Raw genomic sequence first — 15,779 nt, 5'->3', positions numbered from 1 at the left:
CCTCGCGACCCGGGGTGCCGGCCCCGTCCAGCGCTGCGGTGCCTCCGGACGACCGGAGGGTCAGACGGACGCGGCGCCGGACCGCCCCGCCGCGCACCGGCACAGGCCGGCACGCGACGGGACGGACCCGGCGCCCGCGCTCACCGCCGTCTGACGACGAGCACGCGCTGCAGGATCACGAAGATCAGGAGCAGCACGCCGATGACGATCTTCGTCCACCAGGAGGACAACGTGCCCTCGAAGGTGATGATCGTCTGGATCAGACCGAGCACGAGCACGCCGAGGACGGACCCGAGCACGAAGCCGGTCCCGCCCGTGAGGAGCGTGCCGCCGATGACCACGGCGGCGATCGCGTCGAGCTCCATGCCCACGCCGGTCAGCGAGTAGCCCGACCGGGAGAACATCGCGAACAGCAGGCCGCCGATGCCGGCGCACGTACCGCTCACCACGTACACGAGCACCTTCGTGCGCGCGACGGGAAGGCCCATGAGCATCGCCGACTGCTCGCCCCCGCCGATCGCGTAGACCGTGCGGCCGAACTGCGTGTAGTGCAGGACGAAGAAGGCGATCGCCACCACGAGCAGGGCGATGACGACGGCCGTCGTGATCCGCCAGCCGTCGCCGAACTCCTGGCTCCAGCTCGCGAGCGCGACGAACGACTCGTCCGTGATGGGGATGGACTGGAGGCTGATGACGTAGCACAGGCCGCGCGCGAGGAACATCGCGGCCAGCGTCGCGATGAACGGTTGGATCTCGAACACGTGCACCATGAGCCCGACGACGAGACCCAGCACGGTGCCGATCAGCACCGAGATCGCGATGACGACCGCGACGGGCCAGCCGCTCTGCAGCAGCGACGCCGTCGTGATGCCCGAGAGCGCGACGACCGCGCCGACGGACAGGTCGATGCCGCCCGTGAGGATCACGAAGGTCATGCCGACGGCGAGCACGATGAGGAACGAGTTGTTGATGAACAGGTTCGAGATCACGCGCGCCGAGAGGAAGTTCTCGTACCGGCTGCCGCCCACGGCGAGCATGAGGACGAGGACGAGCAGCGTTCCGAGGACCGGAAGGTAGCGCCGGTCCAGGCGGAACCGGCCGAGTCGCCCTGCCATGGTCGGGCTGCCTCCACGGCGGGCCGGTCCGGCACCCCGGGGGCCGGGCGACGAGGTCGGAGCAGGAGTCTGGACGGTGGCCATCAGGCACCCACCTCCGCGGCTACGGCCGCGTTCGGCGCGGCCCGGCGACGGCGGGCTGCGAGCTTGTCACGGACCACAGGGGACTGCGCGAGGCACACGGCGATGACCACGACGGCCTTGAACAGCGGCGTCACGGACGGCGAGATGCCGAGCAGTGTGACGGTGAAGGTCAGCGTCTGGATGATGAGGACGCCGACGAGCGTCCCCGAGAGCGAGAACTTGCCGCCCGCCAGCGAGGTGCCCCCGATGACGACGGCGAGGATCGCGTCGAGCTCGATGAAGAGGCCGGCGTTGTTCGCGTCGGCCGCCATGGTGCCGGACGAGATCATCAGGCCCGCGAGACCCGCGAAGAGCGAGCACACCGCGTAGACCGTCCAGATGATGCTGCGCGACCGCACGCCCGCGAGTCGGCTCGCAGCCGGGTTGATGCCGACGGACTCGATGAGCATCCCGAGGGCGGTGCGCCGCGTGAGCACCGCGACGGCTGCGAAGACCGCGCCGGCGACGAGCACCGCGACCGGCAGCCCGAGCCAGAAGCCCGAGCCGAGCGTCTTGAACGGCGCGCTCGTCACGGTCGTGATCTGCCCACCCGTGATGAGCATCGCGATGCCACGGCCGGCCATCATGAGGACGAGCGTCGCGATGATGGGCTGGATGCCGACGACCGCGACGAGGAACCCGTTCCAGAGCCCGAGCACGAACGACAGGACGAGGGCGAGCCCCATGGCGACGAGCGCGGTCGTGACGCTGCCCGGGTCGGGCGACGAGGCGATGAAGGTCAGCGCGACCGCTCCCGAGATCGCGACGACCGCGCCGACCGACAGGTCGATGCCGCGCGTGGCGATGACGAGCGTCATGCCGAGGGCGACGAGCAGCAGCGGCGCGCCGTTCTTCAGCAGCAGGACGAGCGAGCCCTCGAGGTGGCCGTCCCGGACGCTGACCGACAGGAAGCTCGGCCGGTTGATCGTGTTGGCCACCAGCAGCGCGGCCAGCGCGGCCAGCGGCCAGAACAGCCGGTGCTGGGTGACGCGGCGCCGGGTGGGCGTCGTGGTGGTCATGAGTCGGACCCTCCGCTCGCGATGAGCTCGACGACGTCCTCGACCGTGACGTCGTCGTCGTTGGTGATCTCCGCGACCTTCTTCCGGTCGCGCAGGACGGCGATGCGGTGGCTGAGCCGCAGGACCTCCTCGAGCTCGGCCGAGATGAACACGACCGACATGCCCTCGCTCGCGAGCTGCGCCACGAGCTTCTGGATCTCGGCCTTCGCGCCGACGTCGATCCCGCGGGTCGGCTCGTCGAGGATGAGCAGCCTCGGCGCCGTCGCGAGCCAGCGCGCCAGCAGGACCTTCTGCTGGTTGCCGCCGGAGAGGTTCTTGACGAGCGCGTCGGGGTTGGCGGGCCGGATGGACAGCGCCTCCAGGTACTTCGTCACGAGCTCGTCGGCCTGGCGCGTGGGCACCCGGCGCAGCCAGCCGCGCTCGGCCTGGATGCCGAGGATGATGTTCTCGCGGATCGTCAGGTCCCCGACGATGCCCTCCGCCTTGCGATGCTCGGACGAGAACGCGATCTTCCGCTGCATCGCGGCGCGCGGCGTCCGCAGGCGCGTCGGCGTGCCCTCGACGACCGTCTGCCCGGAGTCCGCGTGGTCGGCCCCGGCGAGGAGCCGGGCGAGCTCGGTGCGCCCCGAGCCGAGCAGGCCCGCGAGCCCGACGACCTCGCCCGGGTAGACGTCGAGGTCGAACGGCTGGATCGAGCCCTTGCGCCCGACGCCCACGGCCTGGACGAAGGGCGTGACGTCGGCGTTGTCAGCGACCGAGCGCTTGGGGGCCTCCTCGAGCGCTGACAGCACCTCGAGGGACGTCCCGATCATCTTCGACACGAGCTCGAGCCGCGGGAGCTCGGCGGTGCGGTACTCGCCGACGAGCTTCCCGTTGCGCAGCACCGTCATGCGGTCGGAGATCTCGTACACCTGCTCGAGGAAGTGCGAGACGAAGAGGATGGCCACGCCGTCGTCGCGCAGCCGCCGGACGACCGCGAAGAGCTGGGCGACCTCGTCCGCGTCGAGGCTCGACGTGGGCTCGTCGAGGATGAGGACCTTGACGTCGACCACGAGGGCGCGGCAGATCGCGACGAGCTGTTGGACGGCGAGCGAGTGCGCGGAGAGCGACGACGCGGGGTCGATGTCGAGGTTGAGCCGCGCGAGCATGTCGCCCGCGCGGCGCCGGGTCGCGCGCCAGTCGATGGCCCCGAACCGGCGCGCCTCGTGGCCGAGCATGATGTTCTCGGCGACCGAGAGGTTCTCGCAGAGGTTGACCTCCTGGTACACCGGCGAGACACCGGCCGACTGGGCCTCGCCCGGTCCGGAGAACGTGTGCTCGACGCCGTCGACGACGATGCGTCCGGCGTCGATGGAGTAGACACCGGTGAGCGCCTTGATGAGCGTGGACTTGCCGGCGCCGTTCTCGCCCATGAGGGCGTGCACCTCGCCGGGGCGCAGGGTGAGGTCCACGCCGTCGAGCGCCTTGACGCCGGGGAACTCGACGGAGATCCCGGTCATCTCGACGACGGGCGGACCGTCCGGGCTGGGGGTTGTCATCGCTGACCTTCCGTGCGGTCGACGGCGGCGGGTCGACGTCGACCGGCCGCGCCTGGTGGGGCGGCCGCACACCGGGGCCTCGACGGGCTCCCGGCGCGCGGCCGGTCCTCGGGGTGGGGGAACGCTACCGCGCTCTCCCCGGGGCGGGAACCCCGCAGCGTTCCGCGGGTTCCGTCAGGATCAGTACTCGCGGGTCGGCAGGGCCTCGATCGCCTGCTCCTGCGTGAAGGACTGGTCCTCGACCACGATGCGCTTCTCGACCTCCTCGCCGGCGACGACCTTCTTGATGATCTCGGCGAGGTCCGGGCCGAGCAGCGGGTTGCACTCGACGATGAAGTTGATCTTGCCGTCGGCGAGGGCCTGCATGCCGTCCTTGACCGCGTCGATCGTCACGATCTTGATGTCCTCGCCCGGCACGAGGCCGGCGGCCTCGATGGCCTCGATGGCGCCGAGGCCCATGTCGTCGTTGTGCGCGTAGACGAGGTCGATGTCGTCGTGCGCCTGGAGGAAGCCCTCCATGACCGTCTTGCCCTCGGCGCGCGTGAAGTTGCCGGTCTGGGAGTCGATGATCGTCACGTTGGGGTTGTCGGCCGTGGCGTCCTCGAAGCCGGTCTTGCGGTCGATCGCCGGGGCGGCGCCGGTAGTGCCCTGGAGCTCGACGACGTTGATCGGCTCGGTGGCCAGGTTCTCGGAGACCCACTCGCCGGCCATCTCGCCCTCGAGGATGAAGTCCGACCCGATGAACGACTCGTAGAGCGTCTCGTCCTCGGAGTCCACCGCGCGGTCGGTGAGGACCACGGGGATGTCGGCCTGCTTGGCCTCCTCGAGCACCGCGTCCCAGCCGGACTCGACGACCGGGGAGAACGCGATGACGTCGACGCCCTGCGCGATGTAGGACCGGATCGCCTGGATCTGGTTCTCCTGCTTCTGCTGCGCGTCGGAGAACTTGAGGTCGAAGCCGTTCTCCGCCGTGAGGGTGTCCTGGATCGACTTGGTGTTCGCCGCGCGCCAGCCGGACTCGGCACCGACCTGCGAGAAGCCGACGGTGATGGTGTCGCCGCCGCCGCCGTCGCTGTTCGCGGTGCCGCCGTCGCCCGTGTCGCTGCCGCTGCTGCACGCCGCGAGCGCGAGGACCGCCGCGCCGGCGAGGATTCCGGTCAGGCGCGTGCGCGCCTTCGTCGTGCTGAACATGCTCTCCTCCTTGAGATGCGGCCCCCGGCGCCGTGCCGAGGTCCCGTTCTGGTCGTGCCAACCCGTCGTCGGGCTGTTTGCTCTTGTTCGTACGTGTTCAGGTATGTCCATGTCTAGCGATGTCATCACCCCACCGCAAGCCCCTGAGGCCGCCTGTCGGATCACCGTTCGACAACCCTTCGGGCCGGCGAACGACTCTCCGGGTCACACGAGCCCGCCGGCGACCCGGCAACCTTCCCCGGAAGGCACGTATGTGAGCGCTAACACCCCCCTGGGCTGAGATGTTAGCGCTCACACGTCTCGGAAGGAAAGTCCTTCCGGTCACGGTTGGATCACGACCGGCGCCGCGGCCCGCCTGACGTGCCGTCACGCCCCCGTCGCACGGCTCAGGGTTCACCCGATCGGCGCCGCCCGGGGCCAGCCGTCGTCGGTCCAGCCGAGCTGCTGCAGGGCGAGCCGGAAGTCGCCCCCCTCCCGTTCGTCGTAGTAGTGGAACGCGAGCACGTCCTCGTCGGCGCCGTCGGAGACCGACTGGCCGCCCGGTCCGATCGCCCACCCGTTCGACGCGAGGAGCTCCGTCCCGCCCCCGAGGGCCATGTCCTCGCCCTCGGCGTCGAGGAACGGTCCCGAGACGTCGCGCGCCCGCCCGACGGCGATGCGGTACGTCGAGTCCGTCCCGCGGCAGCACGAGTCCCACGACACGAAGAGGTAGTACCAGCCGTCGCGCTCGAGCAGCGCGGGCGCCTCGATCGCGTCGTCCGGCACGCCCGAGCGCGACGCGACGGTCACGGGCTCCGCCCCCTCGGCGGGCTTGCCGCTCGGCCACTCGATCGGCACGGCCTGGATGCCGCCCCAGAACGAGCCGAAGAACAGCCACGGGTCGCCGTCCGCGCCCTCGACGACCGTCGGGTCGATCGCGTTGAAGTCGTCCTCGACCGGGCGCGACCGCACGACGACGCCCTGGTCCGTCCACCCGTAGCCCGGGTCCGTCGGGTCGATGGTCGACCCCGTCGCGACGCCGATCGCCGAGTCGTTCGAGCCGAACGTCGACGCGGAGTAGTAGAGGTACCAGGTGCCGTCGTGCTCGACGACCTCCGGTGCCCAGTAATTCTCGACGCCGTCGATCTCGTCGCGCACCCACTGCGGGTCGCCGCTCGCGTCCCACGCGGTGCCGGCGTCCACCCAGGTGTGCCCCGCGTCGTCGGACCGGCGGACCTGCGGCGCGCCGAAGCCCACGCGCACGTCTCCGGTCGAGTAGACGAACCACGGCTCGCCCTCCGTCCCGACGACGAGCACCGGGTCGTGCACGCGCAGGTCGCCATCGAGCGCGAGCGCCGTCCCCGTGACCGGCTCCCAGGGGCGCCACAGCGCGACCGCCGCGACGGCGACGAGCGCGAGGACGACGACCCCGCCGACGATCCCGCGGCGGCCGCGCGACCGCGCCGCGCCGTCCGCGCTCGTCGTGCCGGCCGCGCTCGTCGTGCCGGCCGCGCTCGTCGTGACCGTCGGGGTCGTCGTGCCGCCCCCGCGCGGCGTGGTCACGGGCTCCTCGCTCGTGCCTGCTCCGCTCACGCGCGCGCCAGCCGCAGCACGGACCAGGAGACGGCGGGCAGCTCGGCGCGGGCGCGGTCGTCGGCGACCTTGGCCGACGTGTTGACGACCGGGACGACGCTCGTCGCGTCGTCGGCCGTCGCCTGCCACGTGTGGTCCGGGTTGGACAAGGTCAGCGCCTCGACGAGGCGCAGGCCCGGGAACCCGCGCAGGTCGACGTCGAGGTCGACCGGGCGCGTGGTCGAGCGGTTCACCGCGAACAGCACGACGTCGCCGGTCTCGGGGTCGTGCGTCGCCACGGCGTCGAGCACAGGGACGTCGCCGAAGCGCGCGGTCTCCTCCGCGGGCGACTGCACCGCGACGCGCAGCACCTCGCCCGCCGCGTGGCGCGCGGTGAGCGCGAACGGGTGGAACGTCGTCTGGCGCCACGACCGGCCGCCGGGCTCGGTCATGATCGGCGCGATGACGTTGACGAGCTGCGCGAGCGACGCGGCGTGCACGCGGTCGGTGTTGCGCAGCAGCGAGACGAGGAGGTTGCCCACGACGACCGCGTCCGCGACGTTGTAGCGGTCCTCGAGCAGGACGGGCGCGACGGGCCAGTCGTCGCCCGACGGCGGCCTGGACTCGGCGCGCTTCTGGTACCAGACGTTCCACTCGTCGAACGAGATGTGGATCCTCTTGGTGTGCTTGCCGGCCGCGCGCACCTGGTCGGCGGTCGCGGCGACGGACTCCACGAAGTGGTCCATGTCGACGGCCGAGGCGAGGAACGACGCGAGGTCGCCGTCCTCCTCCCAGTAGTACGCGTGCGCCGAGACGTGGTCGACGTGCTCGTACGCCTCGGTGAGCACGACGCGCTCCCACTCGCCGAACGTCGGCATGTCGGAGCTCGACGAGCCGCAGACCACGAGCTCGACGCCCGGGTCCATCATGCGCATCGCCCGCGCGGTCTCGGCGGCGAGGCGGCCGTACTCCTGCGGCGTCTTGTGGCCGATCTGCCACGGGCCGTCCATCTCGTTGCCGAGGCACCACATCCGGATGCGGTACGGGTCCTCGACGCCGTTGGCGCGGCGGCGGTCCGACCAGAACGACCCGCCCGGGACGTTGCAGTACTCGAGCAGGTCGAGCGCCTCCTGGACGCCGCGCGTGCCGAGGTTGACGGCCATCATCGGCTCGACGCCGGCCTTCGCGGCCCACCGCATGAACTCGTCGACGCCGACGGTGTTCGGGTCGCTCGAGTGCCACGCGAGGTCGAGACGTGTGGGGCGCGCGTCGACCGGGCCGATGCCGTCCTCCCACCGGTACCCCGAGACGAAGTTCCCGCCCGGGTAGCGCACGGTCGTCACGCCGAGCTCGCGCGTGAGGTCGAGGACGTCGCCGCGGAACCCGTCGGCGTCGGCGGTCGGGTGGCCCGGGTCGTGGATGCCGGTGTAGACGCAGCGGCCGAGGTGCTCGACGAACGAGCCGAAGGTCCGGGGGCGGACGGGCCCGACGACGAAGGCGGGGTCGAGCGTGACGGTGGCGGCGTGCATGGGGTCCTCCGGGTGGTGCGGGACGTCGCCCGCGTGCGGTCGCGACGGTCGGTCGCGGTGGGTCGGTCGTGACGGTCCGTCGTGACGGCCCGTCGTGGTCGGGTGCTGGGTCAGGGGTCGAGACGCAGGAGGCGCACGCCGTGCGCGGGCACCTCCACGTCGACGAGGTGGTCGCCGCCCGTGGCGGCGCTCGGGGGGACGAGCGGGACGCGCTCTCCGGTCCAGACGTCGACGAGGACCGGCCTCGCGCTGTCGGACGGACGCGCGCCGTCGTGCACCCCGGTCGCGGCGGCGGCCGGGCCGACGGCGAGACCCGCGGACGCCGCAGGCACGGTGACGCGGCGCGGCGACGACGCGGTCGAGAAGATCCCGGCCCAGCGCACGCCGTCGAGCGTGCGGTCGCCCGCGGCGCCCCAGACGACCGTGTCACCCTCGCGGAGCAGCTCGCGGCCGCCGGTGGACCGGTTCAGCACGTCGAGGACGTCGGTGCGGGTGAGGTCGGCGATCGTCGCCGCGTCGGACGCGGGCAGGTGTCCCCCGACGAACAGCGGCGAGCGCGCGAGGCACCACAGCGAGAGCATCGTGCGGCGCTCCGCCCCGGTGAGGAGGCTGTCGCGGGGCTCCCCCCGCTCGGCGCGCACGCCGATCCGCCCGAGCGGGAGCATGTCGGCGTCGGCCCAGGCCCCCGGTCGCTGGTGCGGCGCCCAGCGCGCCAGGCGCGCGAGCTGCGCCTCGACGTCGTCCCAGCGGTCCCAGAGGTCGTCGCTCACCCGCCACAGGTCGGCGTGCCGACGCAGGTGGTCGAGGTGCGCGAGGGACAACGCGGTCCCCGGGGAGAGCGAGAGGACGACCTCGCGGCCGTGCCGGTCCTCCGCTCGGGCGACCGCGGCGGCGAGGGCCTCGACGGCGTCGGCGTGGTACGGCGCGAGCATGTCGTCGACCTTGAGGAAGTCGACGCCCCAGCCGACGACGCGATCGATCTGCGCGTCGAGCCAGGCGCGCGCCCCGGGGTGGGCGAGGTCGAGGCCGTAGTTGTCCCCGTTCCACGAGCAGCTGCTCGACCGATCGGCGATCTCGCCGGTGCGGTACGGCGTGCCCGGGACGAGGACGTCGGCCTCGACGGCGCGTCGCGGGATGCCGCGCAGGAGGTGGACCCCGAACCGCAGGCCGAGGTCGTGCACCTGGCGCGCGAGCGGCGCGAAGCCTGCGCCGCCGGCCGCCGAGGGGAACCGCGCGGGGACCGGCCGCTGGACGCCGAGCTCGTCGAGCAGGACCGGTGCGGCGGTGTTGTAGCCGCCCGCGCGCGCCGTCGGCTCGTACCACTGGATGTCGACGACGACCGTCGACCAGCCGGCGCCGGCCAGGTGCTCGGCGAGGAAACGTGCGTTGTCCAGGACCTCGGCCTCGGTCACGGTGGTGCCGAAGCTGTCCCACGAGTTCCACCCCATGGGGGGCGTCAAGGACGCGGTGCGGTGCATGCGTGCGGGCCCCTCTCGGGCGGACGGCCGCCTCGCGACGATGACCGAGGCGGCTTCTACAACGATGTAGATCGAGATGGTGCAGGTCCGGACCTCGGTTCGTCAAGCCCGGGGCAGGCGGGGCGTCGCATCGACTTCTACATCGTTGCAAATCCGTGACGGCTTGCGCTTGACCGTGCGGCAGCCGGTGTGCAACCGTGCTCCCCATCGAGATTTTGCATCGATGTAAACGAGAGGTCGACGACGACGTCCGTGGCGGAACGCTCCGCCCTACCGACAGTCGCTCCCTGCGACCACAGGACCGAGAGGAACCGTGATGAGGAAGTCACGACTCATGGCCGGCGTCATGGCCGGGATCATCGTCGCGAGCACGGCGGCGTGCAGCAGCGGCTCCGGCGGGGACGACGGGCTCACGTTCATGTTCCGCGGCGGACCGGACGAGAAGGCGGCGTACGAGGCCGCGATCAAGAAGTTCACCGAGGAGACCGGCGTCGAGGTGAAGATGATCGTCACCGATGCCGACCAGTACGCGACGAAGCTGCAGGCAGCCGTCTCGGGCAACAACGTGCCCGACGTGTTCTACGTCGAGCAGGCGACGCTGCAGTCCTACGTCGGCTCCGGCGTGCTCATGGACATCACCGACCAGGTCGAGGAGCAGGGCGTCGACCTCGACAACATGTGGGAGTACGGCGTCGACTCCTACCGCTTCGACGGCACGCTCCAGGGCACGCCCGACGGCCGCCTCTACGGCCTGCCGAAGGACGTGGGCCCGTTCGCGTTCGGGTACAACAAGACGATGCTCGAGGCCGCGGGCATCCCGCTGCCCGACAAGGACGTCCCCCTGACGTGGGACGAGTTCGTCGCGATCAGCAAGCAGCTGACGACGGACACCGACGGCGACGGCGCCGTCGACCAGTGGGGCACCGGACTCAACGTGCAGTGGAACCTGCAGTCGATGGTGTGGAGCAACGGCGGCGACTGGACGAACGACGACCGCACCGAGGTCACGGTCGACACCCCCGAGTTCGCCGAGGCGCTCCAGGCGTTCGCCGACCTCACCACCGTCGAGGGCGTGACGCCGTCGGCGTCCGACGCCGCGACGCTCGACACCTACCAGCGCTGGATGGCCGGGGAGATCGCCTTCTTCCCTGTCGGCCCGTGGGACGTCAGCGTCTACAACGACCTCGAGTTCGACTACGACCTCATCCCCTGGCCGTCGATGGGCGGCGAGGAGAGCGCCACGTGGATCGGCTCGCTCGGCATCGGCGTGTCCGCGACGACGTCGGACGCCGAGAACGCGGTGAAGCTCGCGACCTACCTGTCGACCGACCCCGACGCGCAGCAGACGCTCGTCGACGCGAACATCCAGGTCCCCAACCTCAAGGACATGGCGCAGGAGTGGGCCGCCGCACCCGACGCCGAGCCGGCGAACCGCCAGGAGTTCCTCGACATCGTCGAGGACTACGGCCGCGCGATGCCCGCCGCGTTCACGTACGGCGCGGAGTGGTACGACGAGCTGTGGGTCAACATCCAGCCCGTGCTCGACGGCGAGCAGAAGGCCGCCGACTACCTCGCCGAGACGCAGCCGAAGATGCAGACGCTGCTCGACGAGTCGAACGCCAACGCCGAGCAGGCAGCGGCCGGGAGCTGACCCGTCCGGCGCGGCCGTCGGGCGGACTGCCCGACGGCCGTGCCGCCGACGGTCGGGCCCACCCGCACCAGCACCCGAGAGGAACCCCCGATGACGCAGATCGCGGACGTCACCGACGACGCCACGAGCCCGCCCGGTGTGACACCGCCGCCCCCGGCGCTGCGCAGCGCGAAGCAGCGCCGGCACCTGCACCGCACGGAGCACCGCTGGGCCATGGCGTTCGTCGCCGCGCCCGTGCTCGGCTTCCTGGCCTTCACGCTGTACCCGCTCGGCTTCGCGGTCTACGCGTCCTTCACGAGCTGGAACGGTCTCGGGCCCATGCGGTTCGTCGGGCTCGAGAACTACTCGACGCTCCTCACCGACGAGTACTTCCACAAGAGCCTGTTCAACACGTTCTTCTACATGATCGGCATCCCGATCGGGATCGTGCTCGCGCTGATGCTGGCCATCGCCCTGAACCGGCGCCTGCCCGGTCGGACGTTCTTCCGCACGGTGTACTACGTGCCCGTGATCTCGTCGCTCGCCGCGATCGCGATCGTGTGGCAGTTCGCCTACAACGGCGACTTCGGCCTCATCAACCAGGTGCTGTCGTGGTTCGGGATCGACGGACCCGACTGGCTCCAGAACACCGCGACCGTCAAGCCCGCGATCATCATCATGGCCGTCTGGAAGGGCCTCGGGTACTCGATGCTGCTCTACCTGGCGGCGATCCAGTCGGTGCCCGCGTCGCTCTACGAGGCCGCAGCGCTCGACGGCGCGAACGGCTTCCAGAAGTTCCGTTCCATCACGCTGCCGATGGTCCGCCCCGTCACGTTCTTCATCGTCGTCACGAACGTCATCGGCGGCGCCCAGCTGTTCACCGAGGTCAACATCATGACCCCGACCGGCGGCCCCGAGTTCAGCTCCGCGACCGTGGTCTGGTACATCGTGCGCAAGGCCTTCAAGTACCAGCAGATGGGCTACGCGACCGCGATGGCCGTCGTCCTCGGGCTGATCATCCTCGTCATCACGCTCATCCAGTTCCGCCTCAACCGGCGCAACAGCTTCAGCATCGACTGAGGGCAGGAGACCACACCATGAGCACCCCCCTCGCCGGTGGCACCACGCGCTACCGCGTCACCAACATCGTCCTGCTCGTCGTCCTGAGCATCTTCGCCGTCGTCATGATCGCGCCGCTGCTGTGGATGTTCACCACGTCGATCAAGACCAAGGCCGAGGTCTTCGCGCTGCCGCCCGTGTGGTGGCCGTCGGACCCGCAGTGGGACACCTACGTCCGGATGTGGTCGGACGCGCCGATCCTCTCGGGCTTCAAGAACAGCATCATCGTGTCCGTCACGGCGACGGTCGTCGGGTCGTTCACGTCGGCGCTCGCGGCGTTCGCGCTCGCGAAGATGCGCCTGCCGGGGAAGAACGCGATCTTCATCGCGCTGCTCACCGGCATCATGATCCCCTTCCCGACGGTGATGATCCCGCAGTTCGTCATGTTCTCCCGGCTGCACTGGGTGGACACCCTGCTGCCGCTCATCGTGCCGCTGCTGTTCGGCAACATCGTCATGATCTTCTTCCTGCGGCAGTACCTGCAGTCGGTCCCGGACTCGCTCGTCGAGGCGGCGAAGCTCGACGGCGCGTCGTACTTCCAGGTCTTCCGCGTCATGATCATGCCGATGATCCGGCCGGCGATCGCCGCCCAGTTCATCCTCTGGTTCATGACGGTCTGGAACGACTACCTCGCGCCGATCCTCTACCTGAACTCCCCCGAGAAGCAGACCATCCAGGTGGTCATCGCCAACCTCAACGTCGAGTTCGCGACGCAGCGCGACTACCCGCTGATCATGGGGGCGTCGTTCGTCGCGCTCCTGCCGATCCTCGTGGTGTTCCTCGTCTTCCAGCGCCAGATCATCGAGTCCGTCGCGCTCACCGGGTCGAAGGGCTGAGCGTGACCGCCCCGACCACCCCGACCGCATCGGGTGCGGCGTCGAGTGCGTCTTCCCTCGGCGCACCCGACGCCCCCCGCCCCGTCGAACCGGAAGCCCCGGACACGACCGCGTGGGGCGCGCGCCACGCGCACGACCCGACGGCCGTCGTCGACGCCGAGGGCACCTACTGGCTGTTCTCGACCGACGCGTCCGCCGACGGGCCCGTGCCCGGAGGTGTCCAGGTCCGCCGCTCGACCGACCTCGTCACGTGGGAGTTCCACGGCTGGGCGCTGCCCGGCGTCCCGGGGCCGGCGGCGGCGTGGTCCGGCGCGACGGGACTGTGGGCGCCCGAGGTCGTGCGCGTCGACGACGAGTGGCGCATGTACTACTCGGCGTCGAGCTTCGGCTCCCGCCGGTCCGCCATCGGTCTTGCGACGGCCCCGCACCCGGGCGGCCCCTGGACCGACTGGGGCGTCGTCGTCGCGAGCGAACACGTCCCCGCGCCGGACGGGCTCGAGCACCCGAACGCCATCGACGCGAACGTCGTGACCGAGGCGGACGGGAGCCAGTGGCTCGTCTACGGCTCGTTCTTCGCCGGCATCCACGCCCTCCCGCTCGACCCCGAGACGGGCTTCGTCGTCGACGAACCCGCGCCCGGGACGCTGCACGACGCCCCGGGCACGCTCCTCGCGCGTCGCCCGCGCTCGGTCGACGGCGCGATCGAGGGCGCGTTCGTCCTCCCCCGCCCCGGCGGCGGCTGGGCGATGCTCGTCAGCTACGGTTCGCTGTTCTCCACCTACCACCTGCGCGTCGCGGTGGCCGACGCCGTCACCGGCCCCTACCGCGACCGCACGGGCCACGACCTGCGCGACCTCGACTCCCCGCCCGAGCAGGTCGGCACGGCCGTCCTCGCCGGCCACCGGTTCCCGGGCGGTCCGGGCCTCCTCGCCCCGGGCCACGCGTCGGTCCTCACCGAACCGGGCCGCCAGGTCCTCGTGCACCACGTGCGCGAGGCCCAGGACCCCGCGCAGCACCGCGTCGAGGTGCGACGGCTCGTCTGGACGCACGACGGCTGGCCGCTCGTCGCGCCCCAGCCCTGGGCCGGTCCCGAGCGCGAGATGGACGACACCTCGCTCTGGCCCGCGAGCGTCGGCGTCCTCGACGGCACGTGGGAGCTCCTCGACCTGGCCGAGAGTCCGGACGTCGTGCAGGATGCCCGGCCCGGACGCCTCGACGTCGCCCCCGGCTCGGCGCGCACGCTCGGTCACGGCCGCTTCGCCTGGACGACGACGGCCGGCACCCCGGTCTCGGCCGTCGTCTTCCCCTCGTGGGACGCCGTGCGGGCACGTCCCGCACCGTCCGTCGTCGCGATCGGGTCCGACGGGCACGTGGTCACCGGCACGCGCACCGATGCCACCGGCCCTGGGACCATCGACGCATGACCGACGCGCCCTCGACCCGGCTCCGCGCCGCGGACCCCGACGACGTGCGAGGACGGCGCGCGCTCGACGAGCGCCGCCCCTCCGGCGACGAGGTGCCCGGCTGGGCAGGGCGCGTCATGACGGTGCTGCGGTTCGTCACGCAGCTCGTCGCGATCAACCTGCTCATGCTCGCCGGGACCGCCGCCGGGCTCGTCGTCGCCGGGTTCGCCCCGGCCCTGCACGCGGGCGGGCTGCTCCTCGCCCGGCTGGTCGACGGCCACCCGTCCGACCACCTGTGGCGCGACTTCTGGGGTGCCTGGACCGGTGCGTGGCGCCGCACGGTGCTGCTCGGGCTCCCGATCGTCGCCGCGGCGCTCGTCCTGCTGCTCGACGCCCAGGTGCTGCGCGTCATGGGCGGCCCCGCAGCCGCGGCCCTGCGCACCGGTGGGGTCGTCGTCACGCTGTGGGTCGTCGTCGTGACGGCGTACCTCCCCGCCGTGACCCGCCGCTACGACGAGCCGTGGGCCCCGACCTGGCGCTTCCTCGTCCTGTCCCCAGCGCTCGGACCGCTCACCGCCGTCGCGATGCTCGTGACGTGCGCCGTCGTCGCGGTCGTGCTGCTCTACCTGCCGGTGCTCGGCCCGCTGCTGGGCCTCAGCGTCCCCGTGCTCGCGACAGGTCTGCTCGCCGACGGCCGCCTCGACCGCCTCGACCGCCTCGACCGCCTCGACGAAACGGCGCGATAGTCGGTCGGTGCGTGCGCGCTGGGTCGGGTCCGCGGTGCGGGCGGCCTCGGTGCTCGGGCTGGCCGCGCCGTCACCACGGTCTCTCGGCCGTGGGTTCGAGGAGCGCGGCCTCTACGCCCTTCGCATCCGACACCGCCCCCACCGCTCAGCGATCGGCCCACCATGGGTCTCCCGACGCCGCCCCCACCGCTCAGCCGTCCGGCCCACCGTGGTCTCCCGACGCCGCCGCCACGGCTCAGCCGTCCGGCCCACCGTGGTCTCCCGACGCCGCCGCCGCGGCTCAGCCGTCCGGCCCACCGTGGTCGCCGGACGACGCCGGCTCCCTCAGCCGTCGGCCTGTCGTGTCGCCCAGGTGACCGAAGGCCAGGGCGAGGTGACGCCCGGAGGGGCGGAGGGGGCGCCGCGTCGTGGTGGGTCTGGCGGGAGCGGCCCGAGGGACGAGGGCCGCGGATGGTAGACGCGGCGCCCCCTCTGCCCCTCCACCCAGGGTGACCCCGGTCC

General features: G+C 71.7%; 12 protein-coding genes. 5 read left to right on the top strand and 7 right to left on the bottom strand.

Annotated elements, in window-relative coordinates; genetic code table 11:
- Window positions 1-140 precede the first annotated feature (140 nt).
- From yjfF to AC4H2G_RS00565, 7 genes are all read right to left on the bottom strand, one after another.
- On the bottom strand, window positions 141-1,115 hold the full coding sequence (gene yjfF, locus AC4H2G_RS00595; protein WP_494363841.1) for a galactofuranose ABC transporter, permease protein YjfF: 975 nt from the start codon (window positions 1,113-1,115) through the stop codon (window positions 141-143).
- Between the two features lie 83 nt (window positions 1,116-1,198).
- Window positions 1,199-2,257 (bottom strand): ABC transporter permease, encoded by a 1,059-nt coding sequence (locus tag AC4H2G_RS00590; RefSeq protein WP_494363840.1) that lies wholly within the window; start codon window positions 2,255-2,257, stop codon window positions 1,199-1,201.
- Complete coding sequence (locus AC4H2G_RS00585; protein WP_494363839.1) at window positions 2,254-3,795, bottom strand: sugar ABC transporter ATP-binding protein; 1,542 nt, start codon at window positions 3,793-3,795, stop codon at window positions 2,254-2,256. Before AC4H2G_RS00585 ends, AC4H2G_RS00590 begins: the two co-directional genes overlap by 4 nt.
- A gap of 180 nt (window positions 3,796-3,975) precedes the next feature.
- Complete coding sequence (locus tag AC4H2G_RS00580; RefSeq protein WP_494363838.1) at window positions 3,976-4,986, bottom strand: ABC transporter substrate-binding protein; 1,011 nt, start codon at window positions 4,984-4,986, stop codon at window positions 3,976-3,978.
- A 393-nt stretch (window positions 4,987-5,379) separates the two neighbouring features.
- Window positions 5,380-6,528, bottom strand: a complete 1,149-nt coding sequence (locus AC4H2G_RS00575; protein WP_494363837.1) for an arabinan endo-1,5-alpha-L-arabinosidase — start codon at window positions 6,526-6,528, stop codon at window positions 5,380-5,382.
- Between the two features lie 26 nt (window positions 6,529-6,554).
- A complete protein-coding gene (arfA, locus tag AC4H2G_RS00570) occupies window positions 6,555-8,066 on the bottom strand; it encodes an arabinosylfuranosidase ArfA (RefSeq protein ID WP_494363836.1) in 1,512 nt (503 codons plus the stop codon).
- Window positions 8,067-8,176: 110 nt separating this feature from the next.
- The gene (locus AC4H2G_RS00565) at window positions 8,177-9,514 is read right to left on the bottom strand and encodes a glycoside hydrolase family 27 protein (protein ID WP_494363835.1); all 1,338 of its coding nucleotides are present in this window, start codon (window positions 9,512-9,514) and stop codon (window positions 8,177-8,179) included.
- A 346-nt stretch (window positions 9,515-9,860) separates the two neighbouring features.
- On the opposite strand from AC4H2G_RS00565, the gene AC4H2G_RS00560 reads away from it, so the two are divergent.
- The 5 genes from AC4H2G_RS00560 to AC4H2G_RS00540 all read left to right on the top strand — a co-directional run bounded on the left by AC4H2G_RS00560 (window position 9,861) and on the right by AC4H2G_RS00540 (window position 15,278).
- Entirely contained in the window at window positions 9,861-11,195 is a 1,335-nt protein-coding gene (locus AC4H2G_RS00560; RefSeq protein ID WP_494363834.1) for an ABC transporter substrate-binding protein, read from the top strand.
- Between the two features lie 90 nt (window positions 11,196-11,285).
- On the top strand, window positions 11,286-12,254 hold the full coding sequence (locus tag AC4H2G_RS00555) for a carbohydrate ABC transporter permease (protein WP_494363833.1): 969 nt from the start codon (window positions 11,286-11,288) through the stop codon (window positions 12,252-12,254).
- Between the two features lie 17 nt (window positions 12,255-12,271).
- Complete coding sequence (locus tag AC4H2G_RS00550; protein WP_494363832.1) at window positions 12,272-13,129, top strand: carbohydrate ABC transporter permease; 858 nt, start codon at window positions 12,272-12,274, stop codon at window positions 13,127-13,129.
- Window positions 13,130-13,131: 2 nt separating this feature from the next.
- Window positions 13,132-14,553: an arabinan endo-1,5-alpha-L-arabinosidase gene (locus AC4H2G_RS00545; RefSeq protein ID WP_494363831.1), complete on the top strand. Its 1,422-nt coding sequence runs from the start codon at window positions 13,132-13,134 to the stop codon at window positions 14,551-14,553.
- Window positions 14,550-15,278, top strand: coding sequence for a DUF624 domain-containing protein (locus AC4H2G_RS00540; RefSeq protein ID WP_494363830.1), 729 nt, complete (start codon window positions 14,550-14,552; stop codon window positions 15,276-15,278). The genes AC4H2G_RS00545 and AC4H2G_RS00540 overlap by 4 nt, the downstream gene beginning before the upstream one ends.
- The last annotated feature ends 501 nt before the right edge of the window (window positions 15,279-15,779 follow it).

The organism is Cellulosimicrobium sp. BMG9.23 (assembly GCF_059159985.1).
The sequence above is the reverse complement of the archived record's forward strand: the minus strand, read 5'-3'. Positions and strand labels throughout refer to the sequence as shown.

What these genes read in the sequence shown, in the direction of transcription:
- arfA (WP_494363836.1), bottom strand. Translation starts at nt 8,066, where the DNA reads ATGCACGCCGCCACCGTCACGCTCGACCCCGCCTTCGTCGTCGGGCCC.
- yjfF (WP_494363841.1), bottom strand. Translation starts at nt 1,115, where the DNA reads ATGGCAGGGCGACTCGGCCGGTTCCGCCTGGACCGGCGCTACCTTCCG.
- AC4H2G_RS00550 (WP_494363832.1), top strand. Translation starts at nt 12,272, where the DNA reads ATGAGCACCCCCCTCGCCGGTGGCACCACGCGCTACCGCGTCACCAAC.
- AC4H2G_RS00565 (WP_494363835.1), bottom strand. Translation starts at nt 9,514, where the DNA reads ATGGGGTGGAACTCGTGGGACAGCTTCGGCACCACCGTGACCGAGGCC.
- AC4H2G_RS00585 (WP_494363839.1), bottom strand. Translation starts at nt 3,795, where the DNA reads ATGACAACCCCCAGCCCGGACGGTCCGCCCGTCGTCGAGATGACCGGG.
- AC4H2G_RS00580 (WP_494363838.1), bottom strand. Translation starts at nt 4,986, where the DNA reads ATGTTCAGCACGACGAAGGCGCGCACGCGCCTGACCGGAATCCTCGCC.
- AC4H2G_RS00555 (WP_494363833.1), top strand. Translation starts at nt 11,286, where the DNA reads ATGACGCAGATCGCGGACGTCACCGACGACGCCACGAGCCCGCCCGGT.
- AC4H2G_RS00590 (WP_494363840.1), bottom strand. Translation starts at nt 2,257, where the DNA reads ATGACCACCACGACGCCCACCCGGCGCCGCGTCACCCAGCACCGGCTG.
- AC4H2G_RS00560 (WP_494363834.1), top strand. Translation starts at nt 9,861, where the DNA reads ATGAGGAAGTCACGACTCATGGCCGGCGTCATGGCCGGGATCATCGTC.
- AC4H2G_RS00540 (WP_494363830.1), top strand. Translation starts at nt 14,550, where the DNA reads ATGACCGACGCGCCCTCGACCCGGCTCCGCGCCGCGGACCCCGACGAC.